The following is a 19,237-nucleotide window of genomic DNA, read 5'->3' as shown; positions in this document are numbered from 1 at the left end:
CGCCAATAAGCAAGATCTCGGCGAGGACGCTCCATGGCGGCGATGCGGATCGACTGCGACATCCACCCGGCCGTTGGCGGCACGCGCACGACGCTGCTTCCCTATCTCAGCGATCACTGGAAAGAGCAGGTGGTGAGCCGCGCCATCGACGGGCTCGATCTCACCTCCTATCCGCCAAGCATGCCGCTGTCGGGCCGCGCCGACTGGCGTCCGGCCAACGGCGCCAAGCCCGGCTCCGATCTTGCCATGGTGCAGAAGGGCGCGTTCGAGCAGCTGGGTGCGAGCCACGCGATCCTCAATGTGCTCTACGGTGCGCAGGCCGTGTTCGATGCCTACATGGCGGCCGACTTCTGCAAGGCCATCAACGACTGGATCGCCGCCGAATGGCTGTCGCGCGATCCGCGGCTGCGCGCCTCCATCGTGGTGCCGATGCAGGATCCGGATCTGGCGATCGAGGAGATCGAGCGCCGCGCCGGCGACAATCGCTTCGTCTCCATTCTGGTGCTGGCGCAGGGCGAGACGCTGCTGGGCCGGCGGCACTTCTGGCCGGTCTATCGGTTAGCCGAGAAATACAAGCTGCCGCTCGCGATCCATGCCGGTACGCAATATCGCCAGGCGCCGAGCTCGGCCGGCTGGCCGTCGCACCGCTACGAATATTACTTCGTCGAGGCGCAGGCGTTTCAGGCGCAGATCCTGAGCCTGATCTATGAGGGCGTGTTCGGAAAATTTCCTGCCCTCAAAGTCGTGCTGATGGAGTCGGGCGTGAGCTGGCTGCCGGCCTTCATGTGGCGCGCCAACAAGACCTGGCGCGGTGTCCGCGTCGAGGTGCCCTGGGTCGAGCGCGAGCCGGCCGCGATCATCCGCGACAATTTTCGCGTCACCATGCAGCCGTTCGACGCGCCCGGCGATGCCCGAAGCGTGGAGGAGATCATCGACCAGATCGGCTCCGAAAAGATGTTCTTGTTCGCATCCGACTATCCGCACTGGCAGTTCGACGGCGACGATCCGATCCCGCCGAACTTGCCGAAGAGCATCATCGAGAAGATGTGTGTCGACAATCCGCTGGAGACGTTCTCGCGATTGTCCCTCAATTGACTTGGAGGTTCGCATGAGTGAAGTCATCGACCGTCCGCTGCGCGACGACGAGAAGCCGGCCCCGACGCGGCTGCGCATCGTCGATTGCGACGTGCATCCGAGCCTGCACTCCTTCGACGACCTCAACGAGTTTCTGCCGAAACGCTGGCAGCAGCACTTGAGGGAGTATGGCAGCCATCTGCGCACGCCCTATCTCTTCACCACGCCCTATCCGCGCTCCTCGCCGCTGATTGCGCGCCGCGATGCCTGGCCGCCGACTGGCGGGCCGCCCGGCTCGGATCTCGCCTTCATGCAGAAGCAGCATCTCGATCCGCTCGATGTCGAGTTCGGGATCCTGCAGGTGCTCGATCTCTTCATCTTCTCGCAGCAGAACCTCGAATTCGGCGCCGCGATCCAGCGCGCCATCAACGACTGGCAGCTGGCATTCTGGTCACATCGCGATCCGCGCCTGAAGGCCTCGATCCTGGTTGGCCAGGACGGCACGGACCTTGCGATTGCCGAGATCGAGCGCTGTGCGAGAATCGGCGAATATATCCAGATCAATGTCTCGCCGCGCGCCAACGAGCCGCTCGGCCGCCGCCGCTACTGGCCGATCTATGAGCGTGCGCAAGAGCTCGACCTGCCGCTCGGCATCCATGTCGGCGGCTATGGCGGCCACGCCCCGACCGGCGGCGGCTGGCCGTCCTACTATGTCGAGGAGCACCAGTCCAACGCACACACGATCGCCGCGCAGCTTGCGAGCCTCGTCATCGAAGGCGTGCCGGAGCGGTTCCCGAAATTGAAGTTCGTCTTCATCGAGGGCGGCTTCGGCTGGATCCCGTCGGCGGTCTGGCGCATGGACCAGCATTTCGAGCGCTTCCGCAGCGAGGTGCCGCACCTCAAGCGCAAGCCGTCCGAGTATGTCCGCGAGCATTTCTGGTTCACGACACAGCCGATCGACGAACCGGACGAGGCGCGGCATCTGCGTGCGCTGATCGAATGGGTCGGCATCGACCGTCTGTTGTTCTCGTCGGACTATCCGCACTGGGATTTCGACGATCCGCGCTTTGCCTTCAAGACGCCACTGACCGAGGTCGAGCGGAAGAAGATCTTCAGCACCAATGCCCGTGCGGTCTACAAGTTCTGAGACGAAGGAATATGGCCCGTCACATCGTCGCGCGCACCTCGGAGATCCCGCCCGGCGGCAACAAGGTCGTCGATATCGCCGGCCGTGACATCGTCGTGTTCCACGTCAATGGCGAGTTCTTCGCGCTGCTGAACCGCTGCCCGCATGAGGGGGCGCCGCTGGAGAAAGCCGCGTGCGTGGCGCGGCTGACTTCGCCCGAGCCCGGCATCTATGAGCGGTCGCGCGTCGGCGAGATGCTGCGCTGTCCCTGGCACGGCTGGGAGTTCGATATGCGCAACGGGCAGTCCTGGTTCGACCCGAAACGCGTCAAGATAAGGTCATATCCGGTCGCGGTGGAACGGGGCGACGAGCTCAGGAAGGGCCCGTATGTTGCCGAGACGTTTCCGGTGCATGTCAAGGACAGCTATGTGATCGTCGAGGTGTAATCCGGCTTTGCCGATTGTGATTTTCACGCAAGTGCGATATGGCTCTCGCGCTTTCAGAGGCGGAGACGAGCTTTGTCGAAACAATCCCTGCGTGAAGAGGCCGAGCGCCTGATCCGCGAATCGATGGAAAAGAAAACCATCGTCGTGAAGCAGGGCACGACCCGCATCGAGGCCGTATGCGGCAAGTGCGGCGCGCCGAACCGGGTGCAGGCGGAAAAGGGCCAGAGCCGGGTCAAGTTCGCCTGCAAGAATTGCGGACATCAGCAAGAGACGCTGTGAGGCGGTTCGCACGAATTTGCCACACCGCGAAGACTCTAACCCCTCATCCTGAGGAGCCCGCTGAAGGCGGGCGTCTCGAAGGATCGAGGCCGGGTTGCCTCAGCCGAGCCCGCATGGTTCGAGACGCGCGCAAAGGGCGCGCTCCTCACCATGAGGGTCTGGTAGTTACTCCCCCTCCACAAACTTCTTGAACGCATCCGAATAGTCCGGATGCCAGCGCGACAGCGGCGGGCGGTTCTCGACGATGTCGCCGGCCGCCCACAGCATGCGCTTCTCGTCGAGCGCGCGGGGCACGTCATTGTCCGGGCAGAGAATATAAAAATCGCCGGCCTCCAGCCGGGCCAGCATGAAATCGACCGTCTGCTCCGGCGTCCAGGCGCCGGCGGGTTTCTCGGTGCGGCCCTTCGCGGTCAGCCCGGTGAAGACGAAGCCGGGGATCAAGAGATGCGCGGTGACGCGGCAATCCTTCGTATTGCGCAGCTCGTGCTGGAGTGCCTCGGTGAACGCCTTCACGCCAGCCTTCGAGACATTGTAGGCGGGGTCGCCCGGCGGCGTGGTGATGCCCTGCTTGGAGCCGGTGTTGATGATCAGGCCGGCCCTGCCGCGCGCGATCATGCCGGGTGCGAAGATGCGCGAGCCGTTGATGATGCCCCACATGTTGACGCCGATGATGCGCTGCCAGTTGTCGGGCTCGGCGAACAATGTGCTGCCCGGCTGGATGCCGGCATTGTTCATGAGGATATCGGTGCCGCCGAAGCGCTCGCGCACGGCGCGCTCGAGTTCCGCCACGCTCTCGGCTTTGCTGACGTCGGCGGCGAAGGTCATCACATGTGTGGCGGACGTGACGGATGACAGTTTTGTTGCGGCCTCGGCCAGCCGCGCCTGGTCCACGTCAGCGATGCACACCTTCATGCCGGCCCGCGCGAAGGCTGCGGCGGCAGCCAGTCCAATGCCGGATGCACCTCCTGTGATCACGGCGACATTGTCCTTGACGATGGCGGAATGGGGCATGGCTGGTCTCCGGGGCGGGCTTGGTCGAGATATAACATGGCACTGCCGCGACCCTGCACAAGTCGGCATGGGAGGTCTTCGTTCCGCGCCGCCTTTACGCCCATCGTGCAGCGCTGTATTCTTCCAGGCCTAACGGTCCCACCGAGATCGAACCAATCAATCACCTGAATAGGGAGTGCAGCCATGGCTGTGTCGCAGGCTATTCCGATCACGCGCCATCCGTTCGCCAACGGGTCCTACAAGCAGATGCTGATCGACGGGAAGTGGGTCGATGCTGCCTCCGGCAAGCGCTTCGAGACCCACAACCCCGCCACCGGCGAGCTGCTCGCAACCGTCGCCGAGGGCGACAAGGAAGACATCGACCGTGCGGTCGCTGCCGCCCGCCGCGCCTTCGAGGGACCCTGGAGCAAGGTGAAGCCGTTCGAGCGGCAGAACCTGCTGCTCAAGCTCGCCGACCTCGTCGAGAAGAACTTTGACGAATTGTCGCAGCTCGACACGCTCGACATGGGCGCGCCGCTCAGCCGCACCCGCGCCTATCGTCTGCGTGCCGTCGGCATGCTGCGTTATTACGCCGGCCAGACCACCGCGATCCACGGCGAGACCATCGAGAACTCGCTGCCCGGCGAGATCTTCTCCTACACGTTGAAGGAGCCGATCGGCGTCGTCGGCGCCATCATTCCCTGGAACGGCCCGCTCACCGCGACGATCTGGAAGATCGGCCCGGCGATCGCGACCGGCTGCACCGTGGTGCTCAAGCCCGCCGAAGAGGCGCCGCTGACCTCGCTGCGCATCGCTGAGCTGGCGATGGAGGCCGGCATTCCGCCCGGCGTCGTCAACGTCGTACCCGGCTATGGCGAGACCGCGGGCGCCGCGCTCGCCTCGCACCACGACGTCGACAAGGTCGCCTTCACCGGCTCGCATGTCACGGGCCAGTCGATCATCCGTGCCTCGGCCGGCAATCTGAAGCGCGTCTCGCTCGAGCTCGGCGGCAAGTCGCCGGACATCGTGTTCGCCGATGCAGATCTCGATGCCGCCGTGCCCGGTGCCGCGATGGCGGTGTTCGCCAACTCTGGCCAGATCTGCAGCGCCGGCACGCGTCTGTTCGTCGAGCAGTCGATCTACGAAGAGTTCGTCGGCCGCGTCGCCGAGTTCGGCAAGAAACTGCAGGTCGGCAACGGCCTCGATCCCAACACCCAGATCGGCCCGCTGGTCTCCGAGCAGCAGCTCGAGCGCGTCACCGGCTATCTCGACATCGGCCAGAAGGAAGGCGCGCGCGCGCTCGCCGGCGGCGGCCGCGTCACGGAAGGCGCGCTGTCGAAGGGCTTCTTCGTCTCGCCGACCGTGTTCGCGGGCGTCCAGGACAACATGCGGATCGCGCAGGAGGAGATCTTCGGTCCCGTCATCTCCGCGATCGCGTTCAAGGACATGGACGAACTGGTCAAGCGCGCCAACAACACCACGTTCGGCCTCGGCTCCGGCCTTTGGACGCGCGACGTCAGCAAGGCGCATGCGGTTGCCAAGAGCCTGCGTGCCGGCTCGGTGTGGGTGAACTGCTACCAGGCGATGGACCCGGCGGTGCCCTTCGGCGGCTACAAGATGAGCGGCTACGGCCGTGAGTCCGGCAAGCAGCATGTCGAGGAGTATCTCAACGTGAAGGCCGTCTGGATCAAGACGGCGTAAGACCTGCTCTCTTTCGCGTTCCGCGAGAGGGAATATCTTTTCGTGGGGGCGGCGCCTTTTCCGGTGGCCGCCCCTCGCTATATGATCCGTGTCCTTCCATGGAAATTTCGGGGCCCACATGAAATTCGAGGCGTTGTTTAGACCGTTGCAGGTCGGTCCGTACAAGCTCGCGCATCGCGTCGCGCTGGCGCCGCTGACGCGCATGCGCGCCGAGCGCGAGAGCTTCTCGCCGCGGTCGCTCAATGCCGAATATTACGGCCAGCGTGCGACGCAAGGCGGTCTGTTGATCGCAGAAGCATCGCCCGTGGTCTCGCACGGCCGCGGCAATCCGGCGACCCCGGGCATCTATTCGGAGGCCCAGATCGCCGGCTGGCGCAAGGTGGTCGATGCCGTGCATGCCAAGGGCGGCATCATCTTCCTCCAGCTCTGGCATGTCGGCCGCGTCTCGCATTCGTCCTATCATGGCGGTGCGCTGCCGGTGTCGGCCTCGGCGATTGCGATCAAGGCCGAAGGCATGAAGGCGATGACCGCCGACGGCAAGATCGCCGATTACGAGACGCCGCGCGCGCTGGAGACCGACGAGGTCAAGGGCGTTGTGGAAGCATTCCGTCAGGGCGCGAAGAATGCGCTCGCGGCGGGCTTCGACGGTGTCGAGATCCACGGCGCCAATGGCTATCTGCTCGAGCAGTTCCTGCAGTCGCGCAGTAACCAGCGCACCGATCAATATGGCGGCGGAATCGAGAACCGCGCACGGCTGCTGCTCGAGGTGACCCAGGCCGCGATCGACGTCTGGGGCGCGAACCGCGTCGGCGTCCGGCTGTCGCCTCACGGCATCGCCAATGATTCCGGCGAGCCCGATCCGATGCCGCTCTACACCCATGTCGTGAAGGCGCTCGACAAGCTCGGTCTCGCCTACCTGCACTTCATCGAGCCGCGCTCCAGCGGCGCCGGCCGCGCCGACGTCCACTGGGAGAACGTGCCCTCGGCGATGGTGCTGTTCCGTCCGCTCTACAGCGGCGTGCTGATGACTGCCGGCGGCTTTACCGGAGAGACCGCGAATGCGGCGATCGCCGAGGGACACGCCGACATCATCGCCTTCGGCCGCATCTTCATCTCGAACCCCGATCTGCCGCGGCGCCTCGAGCAGGATTATCCGATCACGCCGTATAACCGCGCGACGTTCTATGGCGGCGAGGAGAAGGGGTACACGGATTATCCCGTCTATGACGAGCTGACGCCGGCGTAGGTGCGCGTAGCCCGGATGAGCGAAGCGATATCCGGGACCTTCGCCTGAGCAATGGTTTTCCCGGATGTCGCTTCGCTCATCCGGGCTACGGGGCTATTGTTCTGTTCCGACCGCCGCCACAAACTCCGTCATTGCGAGCGTAGCGAAGCAATCCAGTCTTTCCGCCGAGGCAGTCTGGATTGCTTCGTTGTGCTCGCAATGACGATGGAGAGACTTCCATGGTCAAAGCCGCAGCCGCCGCAGGACTAGCCACCGGTCAATGCCTTTGCGGCAAGGTCACCTTCGAGATCGACGTTCCCGCGCGCTGGGCCTGGCATGATCATTCGGCCGCCAGCCGCCGCGCCCACGGCGCGGCTTACGCCACCTATGTCGGAAGCTGGAAGAAGCGCTTTCGCATCACTTCCGGCAAAACCGCGCTCGCCCGCTACGAGGACAAGGCCACCAAGACCGCGCGCAGCTTCTGCTCGCATTGCGGGACGCCGATCGCGTACGAGCGGCCCCGCGGCCCGCACATGGTCAACATCCCCCGGGCCCTGTTCAAAGAGCGCACCGGCCGCCAGCCGCTCTATCACATCGCCATCGAAGAGCTGCAGGAATGGGCCTATACCGGGGAGCCGCTGGTGCCGCTGAAGGGCTTTCCCGGTGTGGTCTGGCAGCGCTCGAAAAGGAAGAAGCGTGCGGGCGGCGAGGATCCGTTCGAATTGGGGCGCGAGGAGATGTAGCGCTCTTCCGCGCAACGCAGCCATGACCGCGCTTCCTTGCGCGCCTCCCAAGACTTCGGCCATCATGCGATCCGTCCTTGCGGCAACGCCCGCTCCTGGAGGAAACATGAAGAACAAGATTACCGGCCGCTCCGCCTTTCTCGCGCTGCTCAAGGACGAGGGCATCACGCATCTGTTCGGCAACCCCGGCACCACCGAGTTGCCGATCATGCATGCGCTGAAGGATCATCCTGATCTCACCTATGTCATGGCGATGCAGGAGAGCCTGGTGGTCGCGATCGCCGACGGTTATAGCCGCGCCTCGGGAAAACTCGTGGCCTGCAACGTCCACGTCGCGCCCGGCCTCGGCAACGCGATGGGCTCGCTCTACAATGCCCAATTCACCGGCACGCCGATGATCCTGACCGCCGGCCAGCAGGAGCAGGGCCATGGCCTGATGGAGCCGGTGCTTTACGGCCCGCTGGTGCGGATGGCCGAGCCACTGGTGAAATGGGCGGTCGAGGTGACGCGGCTGGAGGATCTGCCGCGCATCGTGCGCCGCGCCGCCAAGGTCGCGGTGACGCCGCCGACCGGGCCGGTGTTCATCTCCCTCCCGGGCGACATCCTCAACGCCGAGGCCGGCATCGATCTCGGCCGCTCCACCCGCATCGACGCGCGCACGAAACCGTCGGATGAGGCGCTGAAGGCGTTTGCCGCGCGGCTGCTCAAGGCCGAGCGTCCTGTCATCGTCACCATGGACGAGGTGGTGAAAAGCGACGCGCTCAAGGAAGCTGCCGAACTCGCCGAGCTGCTCGGCGCCGCCGCCTACCAGTCCTCGACGCCCTATGGCTCGCACTTCCTGTCGGAGAGCCCGAGCTTCGTCGGCACGCTGGCGCGCGTGCAGAAGGTCGCGCGCGATACGCTGGCGCCGTACGATCTGCTGATTGCGCTCGGCGGCGATCCCTTGCGGATGTCTGTCTATAGTGAGGTCGACGCGCTGCCGGACGGGCTCGGCATCGTGCAGATCGGTCTCGTCGATTGGGAGATCGCCAAGAATTACGGCGCCGAGATCGCGCTGAAGGCGGACCTGAAGGAAACACTGCGCGCGCTGATCCCGGTGCTGAAGGAGATGGGCGGCGCGTCGCTGGCGCAGCGTGCAAAACGGAGTCTCGCCGAGCTCGCGCCGAAGAATTGGACCGCGCGGCGCGCCGCGCTGGTCGAGCAGATCGGCAAGACCGCCAGCCGCTCGCCGATCGATCCCGACTATCTGGTGCTGCAAATGGTCGAGGCCATGCCCGACCACGCCATCCTCGTCGACGAAGGTCTCACCTCCAGCCGCCAGATCACGGCGCTTCGCGCGCACCGCGACCGCTTCGGCTATCATGGGCTTGCATCCGGCGGCATCGGCTGGGGCCTGCCGGCCTCCGTCGGCGCCAGCATCGCCAATCCGGATCGCCCCGTGGTGTGCTTCTCCGGCGACGGCAGCGCGATGTACTCGATCCAGTCGCTGTGGACGGCGGCGCATCACAAGCTGCCGCTCAACGTCGTCATCGCCAACAATGGCGGCTACCGCATCATCAAGCAGCGCCTGCTCGCCTTCCACGGCGATGACAATTATGTCGGCATGGACTTTGTCGATCCGCCCGTCGATTTTGCCGGCGTCGCGAAGGCGCTCGGCTGCGAGGCGATCAAGGTGAACGATCCCCGCGAACTGAAGGCGACGCTGGCGTCGGCGTTCAATCGGCCGGGGACGAAGCTGATCGAGGTGATGGTGGACGGGAAGGTGTAGCTCCGCTGTCGTCCCCGCGAACGCGGGGACCCATACCGCGTGATCCATCGATCGTGGGAGCTGCCAAACCCGAACGACCAGTCTTCGCCAAACTTTTCCCTGGGGTTATGGGTCCCCGGGTTCGCGGGGACGACAGCGGAGGGTGTGGCTGCTAACCCTTCTTCCCCACCCGATAACCCGCCGCCGGATGCGGCGCTCCTAGCCTCGCGCGGCCGTCGCCGAACAGTTTTTCCCGCAGCGTGCCCTTGGCGTATTCCGGCTTGTACCGGCCACGCCGCGTCAGTTCCGGCACCAGCATGTCGGCGATATCCTCGAAATCGCCGGGCGAGATCGCGAAGGCGACGTTGAGGCCGTCGACATCGGTTGCCTCGAACCATGCCTCGATCTTGTCCGCGACCATCTCGGGCGTGCCGACGACGACAGGACCCGCACCGCCGACGCCGACATGCTCGATGACGTCGCGCACGGTCCAGACGCGGTCGGGATCGGCACGGGTGACGTTGTCCATCGCGCTGCGGCCGGCATCGTTCTGGACGTGGCGCACCTGCTGGTCGAGGTCGTAGCCGGAGAAATCGACACCGGTCCAGCCCGACATCAGCGCCAGCGCACCCTCGGGGCTGATATGGCGGCGATAGTCGGCGTATTTCTCGTTCGCCTCGGCCTCGGTCCGTCCGAGGATGATGGTCATCATCGAGAACATCAGGATTTCCGCCGGATCGCGGCCGAGCGCTGCGGCTTCCTGGCGGATCGCTGACACGCGAGGGCCGATCACCTTGGCCGACGGTCCCGACATGAACACGCATTCGGCGTGCTTCGCCGCGAACTGCCGCCCGCGCGGCGAGGTGCCGGCCTGGTACAGCACGGGCGTGCGCTGCGGTGACGGTTCGCTGAGATGGATGGTGTTGTTGATGCGGTAATTCGCGCCCTCATGATTGACGCGATGAACCTTGGTGGGATCGGTGAAGATGCCGCGCTTGCGGTCGCGCAGCACCGCGTCGTCCTCCCAGCTGCCTTCCCAGAGCTTGTAGACGACCTCCATATATTCGTCGGCGATGTCGTAGCGGTCGTCGTGTCCGGTCTGCTTGTCCTTGCCGGCGCCGCGCGCGGCGCTGTCGAGATAGCCGGTGACGACGTTCCAGCCGATCCGCCCCTCGGTGAGATGGTCGAGTGTCGACATCCGCCGCGCGAACGGGTAGGGCGGCTCGAAGGACAGATTGCTGGTGACGCCGAAACCGAGATTCTGCGTTACCGCCGCCATCGCCGAGAGCAGCAGCAGCGGTTCGTTCGATGGTGTCTGCGCTGCATTGCGCAAGGCAGCGTCAGGGCTGTTGCCATAGACGTCGTAGACCCCGAGCACGTCGGCCAGGAACAGCCCGTCGAAACGGCCGCGTTCCAGCGTCCTGGCGAGATCGATCCAGTAGGGCAGGCGATTATATTCGGCGGTGCGGTCGCGTGGGTGGGTCCACAGCCCCGGTGATTGATGCGCGACGCAATTCATCGCGAAGGCGTTGAGCCTGATCTGCTTGGCCATGCTGGTCCCCGGCGCCCTGTACCGAGCGCTCTTCGAATGATAGACGTGCGCCCCAACTTGGCGAAGTTCTTGCATATAATTGGCCCTTTGCAAGGGCCAAGAATAGAAAGGCTTGTGTTTGGCAAGGCCAAAATCAGCGGTGCTCCCGCTCTTGGCAAGCCAATCTCAAGAGAGCAAGAACGAAATCCCAAGAGAACTCGAAGAACTATCCAAGTCCCTGCCACTTTCGAAGGGCTACCTGTCTCGGGTAGGGTCCTTCGTCTCAAAGCCTCGAAAAACCAGCCATGACCAGAGCCGACGCCATCGCCCGCGCCCGTGACGATTTCAAATCCGGCGCGTTCCTCACCGAGCTCGACCGCCGCGTCGCCTATCGGACCGAAAGCCAGAATCCGGCACGCGGCGCCGAGCTGCGTTCCTATCTGGAACAGGAGATGCAGCCGGCCTTTGCGGCGCTCGACTTTACCAGCCGCATCGTCGAATCCCCGAGCGGCAAGGCGCCGTTCCTGTTCGCCGAGCATCACGAGAGCGCGTCAGCGCCGACCGTCCTGATCTACGGCCATGGCGACGTCGTCGACGGCATGGAGGGCGAGTGGCGCGACGGCCGCGATCCCTGGCGCACGACGGTTGCGGGCACGCGGCTCTATGGCCGTGGCACCGCCGACAACAAGGGCCAGCACAGCATCAACATGGCGGCACTCCGCGCGGTGCGCGAGGCCCGTGGCGGCAAGCTCGGCTTCAATGCCAAATTCATCGTCGAGATGGGCGAGGAGATCGGCTCGCCCGATCTCGGCAAGGTCTGCGATCTCAATCGCGACGCGCTCAAGGCCGATCTGTTCATGGCCTCCGACGGGCCGCGCCTGTCCGCCGACCGGCCGACGCTCTTTCTCGGCTGCCGCGGCGGCATCCGCATTCATCTGGATGTGAACCTGCGCGATGGCGGTCACCATTCGGGCAATTGGGGCGGCGTGCTCGCCAACCCCGCGACCATCCTGGTCAACGCGATTTCCACGCTGGTCGACGGCCACGGCCGCCTTCAGCTCGACGCGCTGAAGCCGCCACGCCTCACCAACCAGATCCGCAGCTATCTTGCCGACGTGCAGGTGGTGCCGACCGAGGACGAGCCGGCGCTCGCGGAGAACTGGGGCGAGGAAGGGCTGTCGGCCGCCGAGCGGCTCTATGCCTGGAACACGCTCGAGGTGCTAGCGATGTCGTCCGGCAATATCGACAAGCCGGCCAATGCCATTCCCGGCCACGCCAATGCCGTGCTGCAACTGCGTTTCGTGGTCGGCACCCGGATCGATGGCCTGATCGAGGCTATCGGCACGCATCTGGCCCAGAAGGGCTTTCCGATGGTCGAGGTGCGGGCGGCCCAGAGCTTTGCCGCCTCGCGCACCGATTTCGACAGCCCCTGGATCAAATGGGCCGCGGATTCGGTCAAAAACACCACCGGCAAGACGCCGGCGGTGCTGCCGAATTTCGGCGGCTCGCTGCCTAATGACGTGTTTTCCGAGATTCTGGGCCTGCCGACGATCTGGGTCCCGCACTCCTATCCCGGCTGCTCCCAGCATGCGCCCAATGAGCACATCCTGCTGCCATTGACCGAAGAGGCCTTGACGGTCATGGCCGGGCTGTTCTGGGATCTCGGGGAATTGCCAAATCCGCTGGCAAGACCGGCAACCTGAGCCGTTAACCTGGGCCGCGATCCAGCCAAAAGTCACATTCTATTCCAGCCCGATTTGTGCTTGCATCCCGCCGGCATCATCCTGAAAGGGGACTAAAAGTGAAACACTTCCGTAGCATCGGCCTCGCGCTCGCCGCGACCTTCGCCGTCAGCCAGGCTGGGGCCCAGGAGCTGACCGGTACGCTGAAGAACATCAAGGACACCGGCGCCATCACGCTGGGCTTCCGCGACTCCTCGATCCCGTTCTCCTATCTCGACGACAACCAGAAGCCCGTCGGGTTCGCGATGGACATCTGCTACAAGATCGTCGACGCCGTGAAGAAGGAACTCAAGCTCGACAAGCTCGAGGTCAAGCTCAATCCGGTGACGTCGGCGACCCGCATTCCGCTGATGGCCAACGGCACGATCGACCTCGAATGCGGCTCGACCACCAACAACGCCGAGCGCCAGAAGCAGGTCGCCTTCACCAACACCCACTTCCTGACCGCCAGCCGCTACGTCTTCAAGAAGTCGAGCGGCCTCAAGTCGATCGAAGACCTCAAGGGCAAGACGGTGGTCTCGACCGCCGGCACCACCAACATCAAGCAGCTCACCGAAGCCAACGTCGCGAAGGGCCTCGGCGCCAACATCATCCCGGCCAAGGACCACGCCGAGGCCTTCCTGATGGTCGAGACCGACCGCGCGGTCGCGTTCGTCATGGACGACATCCTGCTCGCGAGCCTCGTTGCCGGCTCGAAGTCGCCGGATGACTACGTCATCTCCAAGGACGCGTTCTCCAAGCCTGAGCCTTACGGCATCATGCTGCGCAAGGACGACGCCGCCTTCAAGAAGGTGGTCGATGCTGCAACTGCCGCGGTCTACACCTCGGGCGAAGGCCAGAAGATCTATGAAAAGTGGTTCACCGCCAAGATCCCGCCGAAGGGTCTGAACCTCAACACCCCGATCTCGGCCGAGCTGAAGAACGAGTTCGCCAAGCCGAGCGACTCGCCGAACCCGGACGACTACAAGTAAGATAGACCTCGATCTTTCGATCGGGATCATGTCCGGCCACTCTTGACAGCAGGGTGGCCGGACATTTGCATAGGCGCCCTGACATCATGGGCGCGTTCGCGCGGGGGACACGTGAACTACAACTGGAACTGGGGAATCTTTTTCCAGCCGAACCCGATGGGGACCGGTACCTACCTCGACATGCTCCTGTCGGGCCTGGCGCTGACCCTCAAGACTGCCGGGCTGGCCTGGATCATCGCGCTGATCACCGGCTCGATCGTCGGCGTGATGCGCACGCTGCCGTCGAAGGGCGCCTACTGGTTCGGCTTCGCTTACGTCGAATTCTTCCGCAACATGCCGCTGCTGGTGCAGCTCTTCCTGTGGTTCTTCGTGCTGCCGGAAATCCTGCCGAAGGCCGCCGGGCTGTGGCTGAAGCAATTGCCGAACGCGCCGTTCTGGACGGCAGCGATCGGCGTCGGCCTGTTCATGTCGGCGCGCGTCGCCGTCCAGTTGCAGGCCGGCATCAGCTCGCTGCCGCGCGGGCAGAAGATGGCGGCGACCGCGCTGGGCCTGACCACCGTGCAGGGCTATCGCTACGTGTTGCTGCCGATGGCGTTCCGCATCATCCTGCCGCCGCTGACCTCCGAGTTCCTCAACACCATCAAGAATACGGCGGTCGCCATCACCATCGGCCTGCTCGAACTGACCGGACAGGCGCGCTCAATGCAGGAATTCTCGTTCCAGGTGTTCGAGGCCTTCACCGCCGCCACCATCCTCTACCTCCTCGTCAACGCCGTCGTCGTGACCGCGATGCGCTTCCTCGAGCGCTGGGTCGCGATCCCCGGCTACATCACGGGGAAATAAGCGATGCTCGGCAATTTCGATTTCGACGTCATCCGCCGCTCACTGCCCTATCTGTTCTACGAGGGCATGACGTTTACCCTGACGCTGACGGCGCTCGCGGCGCTCGGCGGCCTGGTCTTCGGCACGGCGCTCGCGCTGATGCGGCTCTCGGGATTCAAGATCCTGGGCCGCATCGCCGGCCTCTATGTCGACTTCATGCGCTCGCTGCCGCTGGTGCTGGTCATCTTCTGGTTCTACTTCCTGGTGCCCTATATCGGGCAGTGGCTGACCGGCGCCTCGCGCCCGATCAGCGTCGGCGCCTTCGCATCCTCGCTCATCACTTTCATCATGTTTGAGGCCGCGTACTTCTCCGAGATCATGCGTGCCGGCATTCAGTCGATCTCGCGCGGACAGCCGGCTGCGGCCAGCGCACTCGGGCTCAACTATGCGCAGACGATGCGCTACGTCGTGCTGCCGCAGGCATTCCGCAACATGCTGCCGGTCCTGATCACGCAGACCATCGTGCTGTTCCAGGACACCTCGCTGGTCTACGTGCTGTCGATCACCGACTTCCTCGGCGCGGCCAGCAAGGTCGCGCAGCGCGACGGGCGGCTGGTCGAAATGTATCTGTTCGCCGCCGTGGTCTACTTCACAATTTCCTGTATCGCGTCCTTCGGCGTTCGCCGCCTGCAGGCGCGCATCGCCATCATTCGATAGAGCGTATCGGTCATGATCGAAATCAGCCACGTCAACAAATGGTACAGCCCGACCTTCCAGGTGCTGACCGACTGCACCACCAGCGTCACCAAGGGCGAGGTCGTCGTGGTCTGCGGCCCGTCGGGCTCGGGCAAGTCGACGCTGATCAAATGCGTCAATGCGCTGGAGCCGTTCCAGAGCGGCGACATCTCGGTCGACGGCACCAAGGTCAACGATCCCAAGACCAATCTGCCGAAGTTGCGCTCGCGCGTCGGCATGGTGTTCCAGCACTTCGAGCTGTTTCCGCATCTGAAGATCATCGACAATCTCTGCCTCGCCCAGCAGAAGGTGCTGGGCCGGTCGCACGACAAGGCGACGACGAAGGCCATGCAGCTGCTGGAGCGCGTCGGCCTGAAGGAGCAGGCGCAAAAGTTTCCGGCGCAGCTGTCCGGTGGCCAGCAGCAGCGCGTCGCGATCGCGCGCGCGCTCGCCATGGACCCCATCGTCATGCTGTTCGACGAGCCGACCTCGGCGCTCGATCCCGAAATGGTGAGCGAGGTGCTCGACGTCATGGTCGACCTCGCCCATGAGGGCATGACCATGATGGTGGTCACCCACGAGATGGGCTTTGCCCGCAAGGTCGCCAATCGCGTCATCTTCATGGACCGCGGCGAGATCGTCGAGGACGCCCCGAAGGACGACTTCTTCGGCAAGCCGCGCAGCGACCGCGCGCAGAAGTTCCTGTCGAAGATTCTGTCGCACTGACCACCGCCGTCATTCCGGGATGGTCCGAAGGACCAGACCCGGAATCTCGAGATTCCGGGTTCATTCGCTGCGCGAATGCCCCGGAATGACGAATAGAGGGGTGATTGCTCCCCTCAATCGGCTATAACGCCCTAAATCCCCATTTTCCCGTCAGGAGACCCGCCTTGGACCCGATCGCCTACGTCAACGGCTCATTCGTCCCGCTCTCGGATGCCAAAATCTCGGTCCTCGATCGTGGCTTCCTGTTCGCCGACGGCATCTACGAGGTCTCGGCCGTGCTGGACGGCAAGCTGGTCGACAACGCCTCGCATCTGACGCGCCTGGAGCGATCGGTCGGCGAGATCAAGCTGAAGCTGCCGGAGACGGTCGAGCGCATCACCGAGCTCCAGAAGGAGCTCATTGCGCGCAACAAGGTCGAGAACGGCCTCGTCTATCTCCAGGTCACGCGTGGCGCCGACAAGGGCCGCGACTTCGCCTTCCCCAAGGCCGACGTCAAGTCGAGCCTGGTGATGTTCACCTCGGAGAAAGACATCATCAACGCCAGCTCGGCCAAGACCGGCATCAACGTAATCACCGTGCCCGACATCCGCTGGGAGCGGCGCGACATCAAGAGCGTGGCGCTGCTCGCGCAGGTGCTGGCGAAGCAGGCCGCGGCCGAAGCCGGCGCCGGCGAAGCCTGGATGCTGGAAGACGGATACGTCACCGAAGGCGGCTCGTCCTCGGCGTTCATCCTGACCAAGGACGATGTCATCGTGACCCGCAAGAACTCCAACGCGATCCTGCCGGGCTGCACCCGCAAGGCCGTGGTGGCGCTCGCCGAGGAGCGCCAGCTCCGCGTCGAGGAGCGTTCTTTCACGGTGGCCGAAGCGCTCGCCGCCAAGGAAGCCTTTGCCACCTCGGCGTCGCTGTTCGTCCAGCCGGTGGTTGCGATCGACGGCAAGAAGGTCGGCGACGGCAAGCCCGGTCCGATGGCCACGCGGCTGCGCGAGATCTACGTGGAGTTCGCCAAGGCGACGGCGGTCTGAGCCGCATATTCCACTGTCGTAGGGTGGGCAAAGGCGCGCTTGCGCCGTGCCCACCATCTTTCTCTTTTGTATCTCGATAGAAGTGGTGGGCACGCTTCGCTTTGCCTACCCTACGGGACCGCCCGTGAGGGACGGCCCGCCCTTTACGCCGCCGATGCCTTTACCTTCACCGGATGAACCGCGCGGAACGCGATCGCCAGCCTGTTCCAGGCATTGATGGCGCCGATCAGCATCGTCAGGTTCACCGTCTCCGCATCGGAGAACTGGGCGCGGACCTGCTCATAGACATCGTCGGGCGCGTGGGTCTCCGAAATCAGCGTCACCGATTCCGCCCAGGCCAGAGCGGCGCGTTCGCGGTCGGTATAGAGCGGGGATTCGCGCCAGGCGTTGAGCAGGTAGATGCGCTGTTCGGTCTCGCCGCGCTTGCGGGCGTCCTCGGTGTGCATGTTGATGCAGAAGGCACAGCCGTTGATCTGCGACGCCCGGATCTTCACGAGCTCGATCAGCGATTTCTCGAGTCCTGTGGACTGGATCTGCTCCTCCAGCGCCATCAGAGCCTTCATCGTGTCGGGGGCGGCCTGGTAGAAGTTCATGCGAGGTTTCATGGTCGTTCTCCTTGCTTGCTGGGTTGAGGTCAGTGTGCACCACCGGCCGAGGTCTGGCCGGGCTTCTTCAGGAAGAGGACGGCGGCGAGCGCCACGATCAGCGCCATGCCGAGCAGATAGAAAGTGTCGCTGAAGGCGAGGATGTAGGCCTGCTTCTGCACGATATGGCCGATCGCGACATAGGCGCGGTGCGCGGCGTCCGCCCGGTCGAGAATGCCGTGATTGACGAAATATTGGGTGAGCTGCTCCAGCCGGGTCCGCGTCGCCTGCTCGAACACCGAGACCGACTGCATCAGAACGTTGGAGTGATACTGCTCGCGCTTGGTCAGCAGGGTTTGCAGCAGCGCGATGCCGACGGCGCCGCCGAGATTGCGCATCATGTTGAACAGGCCGGAGGCCGAGCCCGCATTCTCCGCTTCGATGCCGGATGTCGCGACCGCTGACAGCGGCGCCATGACCAGCGCCTGGCCGATCGCACGAACCACGTTGGGCCAGAACAATTGATCGGCGGCATAGTTGCTCGTCATGTAGATGTTCATGAAGTTCGAGGCCGCGAACAGGACGAAGCCGATGCCGATGATGATCCGTGCGTCGAACTTCTGCATCAGTCGCGGCACCAGCGGGATCAGCACGAGCTGCGGCAGTCCGGTCCAGGCCAGTACCATGCCGATCTGCTCGGCGTTGTAGCCCTGGATGCGCGCCAGATATTGCGGCAGGATGAACACCGAGCCATAGAGCGCGACACCGAGCAGGAAGTTCGCGAGCATGCCGAAGCCGAAATTGCGGCGAACCAGCAGGCGCAAATTGAGCAGTGGCTTCTTCACCGTGAGCTCGATGACGAGGAAGACGGTCAGCGCGACGGCGGCGATGACCGACAGCTTGACGATGAAGGGCGAGCCGAACCAGTCGTCCTTGTTACCTTCTTCCAGTACGGTCTGGAGTGCCGACAGGCCGATCGCCATGGTGATGATGCCGGCCCAGTCGCCTTCCGCGAGCAGCGACAGCTTCATCGGCCTGGGCTCGAGTGCGTACCAGAGCATGCCGACCATGATCGCGCCGGGCACGAGGTTGACGTAGAAAATGTACTGCCAGCCGAAATTCTCGGTGAGATAGCCGCCGATGGTCGGGCCGATTGCCGGCGCGAACGTCGCGGACAGCGCGAACAGTGCAAGGCCCACCGGCTGCTTCGCGCGAGGCAATAGCGTGATGATGAGCGTGAAGGCCATCGGGATCAGCACGCCGCCGGTGAAACCCTGCACCGCGCGCAGCACGATCATTTGCGACAGGTCCTGCGCCAGCGCGCAGGCAGCGGACAGGATCAGGAATAGGACCGCATTGGTGAGCAGATAGATCCGGATCGAGAACACCTGCGCGAGCCAGCCGGACAGCGGAATCACCACGATCTCGGCGATCAGATAAGAGGTCGAGATCCAGCCGCCGTCATCGATGCCGGCGCCGATCGCGCCCTGGATGTCGGCGAGCGAAGCGTTGACGATCTGGATGTTCAGCACCGCCATGAAGGCGCCGAGGGTCGCGCCGATCACCGCGATCCAGGTTTTTGCGGAAACTGCCGGCGTGGCGGGCGCAGCAGGGGTGGGGATGCTGGCAGCGGAAGCGGCGTTGACGGTCGGTTGGAGCGTGCTCATGGAAGCCTCGTCTCGCTCTCGGAGACAGGATGCATCGGGCGGTTGGTTTCGATAATCGAGGGAGCGTGGGAAGGATCGTCCGGCAAGACTTGATAATCCTGCC

At 64.2% G+C, this 19,237-nt stretch carries 18 protein-coding genes; 14 read left to right on the top strand and 4 right to left on the bottom strand.

The features are described 5' to 3' along the window. The first annotated feature begins 33 nt into the window (after positions 1–33). From NLM25_RS40180 to NLM25_RS40165, 4 genes are all read left to right on the top strand, one after another. Positions 34–1,095: an amidohydrolase family protein gene (locus NLM25_RS40180; protein WP_254140578.1), complete on the top strand. Its 1,062-nt coding sequence runs from the start codon at positions 34–36 to the stop codon at positions 1,093–1,095. A gap of 13 nt (positions 1,096–1,108) precedes the next feature. Further along, positions 1,109–2,221: an amidohydrolase family protein gene (locus NLM25_RS40175; protein WP_254140577.1), complete on the top strand. Its 1,113-nt coding sequence runs from the start codon at positions 1,109–1,111 to the stop codon at positions 2,219–2,221. An 11-nt stretch (positions 2,222–2,232) separates the two neighbouring features. Continuing rightward, entirely contained in the window at positions 2,233–2,646 is a 414-nt protein-coding gene (locus tag NLM25_RS40170; RefSeq protein ID WP_254140576.1) for a Rieske (2Fe-2S) protein, read from the top strand. A 72-nt stretch (positions 2,647–2,718) separates the two neighbouring features. Continuing rightward, positions 2,719–2,925, top strand: coding sequence for a hypothetical protein (locus NLM25_RS40165; protein WP_195800657.1), 207 nt, complete (start codon positions 2,719–2,721; stop codon positions 2,923–2,925). A 165-nt stretch (positions 2,926–3,090) separates the two neighbouring features. On the opposite strand, the gene NLM25_RS40160 is transcribed toward NLM25_RS40165, so the two are convergent. Next, entirely contained in the window at positions 3,091–3,936 is an 846-nt protein-coding gene (locus tag NLM25_RS40160; protein ID WP_254140575.1) for an SDR family NAD(P)-dependent oxidoreductase, read from the bottom strand. Positions 3,937–4,119: 183 nt separating this feature from the next. On the opposite strand from NLM25_RS40160, the gene NLM25_RS40155 reads away from it, so the two are divergent. The 4 genes from NLM25_RS40155 (at position 4,120) to NLM25_RS40140 (ending at position 9,352) form a co-directional block, all read left to right on the top strand. Continuing rightward, the gene (locus NLM25_RS40155) at positions 4,120–5,616 is read left to right on the top strand and encodes an aldehyde dehydrogenase family protein (RefSeq protein WP_254123405.1); all 1,497 of its coding nucleotides are present in this window, start codon (positions 4,120–4,122) and stop codon (positions 5,614–5,616) included. Positions 5,617–5,734: 118 nt separating this feature from the next. Next, entirely contained in the window at positions 5,735–6,862 is a 1,128-nt protein-coding gene (locus NLM25_RS40150) for an alkene reductase (RefSeq protein ID WP_254140574.1), read from the top strand. A gap of 218 nt (positions 6,863–7,080) precedes the next feature. Beyond that, on the top strand, positions 7,081–7,584 hold the full coding sequence (locus NLM25_RS40145) for a GFA family protein (RefSeq protein WP_254140573.1): 504 nt from the start codon (positions 7,081–7,083) through the stop codon (positions 7,582–7,584). A gap of 106 nt (positions 7,585–7,690) precedes the next feature. Then, positions 7,691–9,352, top strand: coding sequence for a thiamine pyrophosphate-binding protein (locus tag NLM25_RS40140; protein WP_254140572.1), 1,662 nt, complete (start codon positions 7,691–7,693; stop codon positions 9,350–9,352). A 151-nt stretch (positions 9,353–9,503) separates the two neighbouring features. On the opposite strand, the gene NLM25_RS40135 is transcribed toward NLM25_RS40140, so the two are convergent. After that, entirely contained in the window at positions 9,504–10,883 is a 1,380-nt protein-coding gene (locus NLM25_RS40135) for an LLM class flavin-dependent oxidoreductase (protein WP_254123401.1), read from the bottom strand. 284 nt (positions 10,884–11,167) lie between these two features. Between NLM25_RS40135 and NLM25_RS40130 the strand changes: the two genes are divergently transcribed. The 6 genes from NLM25_RS40130 to NLM25_RS40105 all read left to right on the top strand — a co-directional run bounded on the left by NLM25_RS40130 (position 11,168) and on the right by NLM25_RS40105 (position 16,883). Then, entirely contained in the window at positions 11,168–12,565 is a 1,398-nt protein-coding gene (locus NLM25_RS40130) for a M20 family metallopeptidase (protein ID WP_254140571.1), read from the top strand. A gap of 98 nt (positions 12,566–12,663) precedes the next feature. After that, entirely contained in the window at positions 12,664–13,575 is a 912-nt protein-coding gene (locus tag NLM25_RS40125) for an amino acid ABC transporter substrate-binding protein (protein WP_254123399.1), read from the top strand. A 111-nt stretch (positions 13,576–13,686) separates the two neighbouring features. Further along, positions 13,687–14,418 (top strand): amino acid ABC transporter permease, encoded by a 732-nt coding sequence (locus NLM25_RS40120; RefSeq protein WP_254123398.1) that lies wholly within the window; start codon positions 13,687–13,689, stop codon positions 14,416–14,418. A 3-nt stretch (positions 14,419–14,421) separates the two neighbouring features. Next, complete coding sequence (locus NLM25_RS40115; RefSeq protein ID WP_254140570.1) at positions 14,422–15,114, top strand: amino acid ABC transporter permease; 693 nt, start codon at positions 14,422–14,424, stop codon at positions 15,112–15,114. 12 nt (positions 15,115–15,126) lie between these two features. Beyond that, the gene (locus NLM25_RS40110) at positions 15,127–15,858 is read left to right on the top strand and encodes an amino acid ABC transporter ATP-binding protein (RefSeq protein WP_254140569.1); all 732 of its coding nucleotides are present in this window, start codon (positions 15,127–15,129) and stop codon (positions 15,856–15,858) included. Positions 15,859–16,022: 164 nt separating this feature from the next. Continuing rightward, the gene (locus NLM25_RS40105) at positions 16,023–16,883 is read left to right on the top strand and encodes a D-amino-acid transaminase (protein ID WP_254140568.1); all 861 of its coding nucleotides are present in this window, start codon (positions 16,023–16,025) and stop codon (positions 16,881–16,883) included. A 143-nt stretch (positions 16,884–17,026) separates the two neighbouring features. On the opposite strand, the gene NLM25_RS40100 is transcribed toward NLM25_RS40105, so the two are convergent. Together NLM25_RS40100 and NLM25_RS40095 are read right to left on the bottom strand one after the other, a co-directional pair. Beyond that, a complete protein-coding gene (locus NLM25_RS40100; protein ID WP_254123394.1) occupies positions 17,027–17,488 on the bottom strand; it encodes a carboxymuconolactone decarboxylase family protein in 462 nt (153 codons plus the stop codon). Positions 17,489–17,517: 29 nt separating this feature from the next. After that, entirely contained in the window at positions 17,518–19,134 is a 1,617-nt protein-coding gene (locus NLM25_RS40095; RefSeq protein WP_254140567.1) for an MDR family MFS transporter, read from the bottom strand. Positions 19,135–19,237: the final 103 nt, after the last annotated feature.

The sequence above is a fragment of the Bradyrhizobium sp. CCGB01 genome (assembly GCF_024199795.1).
In the GTDB taxonomy this organism is placed as follows: domain Bacteria; phylum Pseudomonadota; class Alphaproteobacteria; order Rhizobiales; family Xanthobacteraceae; genus Bradyrhizobium.
Note: the sequence above shows the minus strand (reverse complement) of the source record. Positions and strands in the feature narration are given on the sequence as shown.

Excerpts from the sequence above, each read along its gene's own strand:
- NLM25_RS40180 (WP_254140578.1), top strand. The coding sequence starts at position 34 with ATGGCGGCGATGCGGATCGACTGCGACATCCACCCGGCCGTTGGCGGC.
- NLM25_RS40175 (WP_254140577.1), top strand. The coding sequence starts at position 1,109 with ATGAGTGAAGTCATCGACCGTCCGCTGCGCGACGACGAGAAGCCGGCC.
- NLM25_RS40170 (WP_254140576.1), top strand. The coding sequence starts at position 2,233 with ATGGCCCGTCACATCGTCGCGCGCACCTCGGAGATCCCGCCCGGCGGC.
- NLM25_RS40160 (WP_254140575.1), bottom strand. The coding sequence starts at position 3,936 with ATGCCCCATTCCGCCATCGTCAAGGACAATGTCGCCGTGATCACAGGA.
- NLM25_RS40155 (WP_254123405.1), top strand. The coding sequence starts at position 4,120 with ATGGCTGTGTCGCAGGCTATTCCGATCACGCGCCATCCGTTCGCCAAC.
- NLM25_RS40150 (WP_254140574.1), top strand. The coding sequence starts at position 5,735 with ATGAAATTCGAGGCGTTGTTTAGACCGTTGCAGGTCGGTCCGTACAAG.
- NLM25_RS40145 (WP_254140573.1), top strand. The coding sequence starts at position 7,081 with ATGGTCAAAGCCGCAGCCGCCGCAGGACTAGCCACCGGTCAATGCCTT.
- NLM25_RS40140 (WP_254140572.1), top strand. The coding sequence starts at position 7,691 with ATGAAGAACAAGATTACCGGCCGCTCCGCCTTTCTCGCGCTGCTCAAG.
- NLM25_RS40135 (WP_254123401.1), bottom strand. The coding sequence starts at position 10,883 with ATGGCCAAGCAGATCAGGCTCAACGCCTTCGCGATGAATTGCGTCGCG.
- NLM25_RS40130 (WP_254140571.1), top strand. The coding sequence starts at position 11,168 with ATGACCAGAGCCGACGCCATCGCCCGCGCCCGTGACGATTTCAAATCC.
- NLM25_RS40115 (WP_254140570.1), top strand. The coding sequence starts at position 14,422 with ATGCTCGGCAATTTCGATTTCGACGTCATCCGCCGCTCACTGCCCTAT.
- NLM25_RS40110 (WP_254140569.1), top strand. The coding sequence starts at position 15,127 with ATGATCGAAATCAGCCACGTCAACAAATGGTACAGCCCGACCTTCCAG.
- NLM25_RS40100 (WP_254123394.1), bottom strand. The coding sequence starts at position 17,488 with ATGAAACCTCGCATGAACTTCTACCAGGCCGCCCCCGACACGATGAAG.
- NLM25_RS40095 (WP_254140567.1), bottom strand. The coding sequence starts at position 19,134 with ATGAGCACGCTCCAACCGACCGTCAACGCCGCTTCCGCTGCCAGCATC.